Origin of the sequence: Natronococcus sp. A-GB1, assembly GCF_029688845.1 — an archaeon.
Classification (GTDB): Archaea; Halobacteriota; Halobacteria; order Halobacteriales; family Natrialbaceae; genus Natronococcus.
In genome coordinates this window covers 1-1069 of sequence record NZ_JARUKW010000056.1, presented here as the reverse complement: position 1 = coordinate 1069, position 1069 = coordinate 1, and the positions used below count along the sequence as shown (strand labels likewise).

At 59.2% G+C, this 1069-nt stretch carries 1 protein-coding gene; it reads left to right on the top strand.

The window, feature by feature from the left end; translation table 11 throughout:
- Positions 1-92 precede the first annotated feature (92 nt).
- A complete protein-coding gene (locus QA600_RS22770; protein ID WP_278294221.1) occupies positions 93-908 on the top strand; it encodes an IS5 family transposase in 816 nt (271 codons plus the stop codon).
- Positions 909-1069 lie beyond the last annotated feature (161 nt).

Sequence of the window (1069 nt, the reverse complement as noted above, 5' to 3'; positions counted from 1 at the left end):
TGCCTTGTTTTGCCGCCGATTGACGACAACTTCAGACGCTCTCGCAGGAAGCTTCCGTCACATTCACCCTGAAATGGACGCCGTCTGGCGATATGGCATCGCTCAGACGGCTCGCACAGATGTGTCGGGATCTTGCCAAACAGCACGTTGACGATCCGGACGTACCCGCCGCGCCGGACGGCGCGGGCGGGTACGCCAAATGGGTACAGATCGCGTTGATTCTATACCGTGTCGAACTGGAGAAGAGTCTCCGTGAAACTGAAGACTACCTCAACGAGATGCCCGGAGTTCTCGCCGTGTTCGGACTTAACGAGGCACCGCACTACAGCTCGCTGTGCCGGTGGGAGCAAGAGTATCGGATGCGTGAACTCCGCCGCCTGCTCCGCGCTTCGGCGGAGCAGGCGGGCTGGAGTGGTGAAGCCGCAATTGACGCAAGTGGCTTCCAGCGCGATCAAACCAGCTACCACTACCGCGACCGCGCGAACTACTCGTTCCAGTCGCTGAAGACGACGATCTTGATCGACGTGAACTCACTAGCGATCAAGGACGTTCACTACACGACGCAGAAGGCGTGGGACGGCCACATTGGGATGCAGGTCTTCCGCCGGAACGCGGAAGACCTGCGTGTACTGTCCGCTGATGCGAATTACTCGTGGAGCGACCTCCGTGAGGAGTGTCGCTCCAACTCAACGCGACCGTTGATCAAGCACAGGGAGCAGACACCGCTGCAAAAGGCCCACAACGCCCGAATGAACGAAGACTACAACCAGCGCTGGATGAGTGAAACCGGCTTTTCGCAGTTGAAGGAAGACGACGGCGAGAAGCTCCGCTCCCGGAGCTGGCACGGCCAGTTCCGGGAGCTGACACGGAAGTGCATCATCCATAACCTGACGCAGGCGGCGAGTTAGGGCTCGCCGCCTGCTCCCCTTCTCCGGACGTATCTGGGAGAGGCATCGCCGTCGTCACTGGAACAATGACGCAAGATACCATAATCCTGACCCTTCGACAAACACCGCTAGCGACAGCTACTGCATCTTCTGACTCCAAGAACCGGCCTCTGACGCCGTAA

What these genes read in the sequence shown, in the direction of transcription:
- QA600_RS22770 (WP_278294221.1), top strand. Translation starts at nt 93, where the DNA reads ATGGCATCGCTCAGACGGCTCGCACAGATGTGTCGGGATCTTGCCAAA.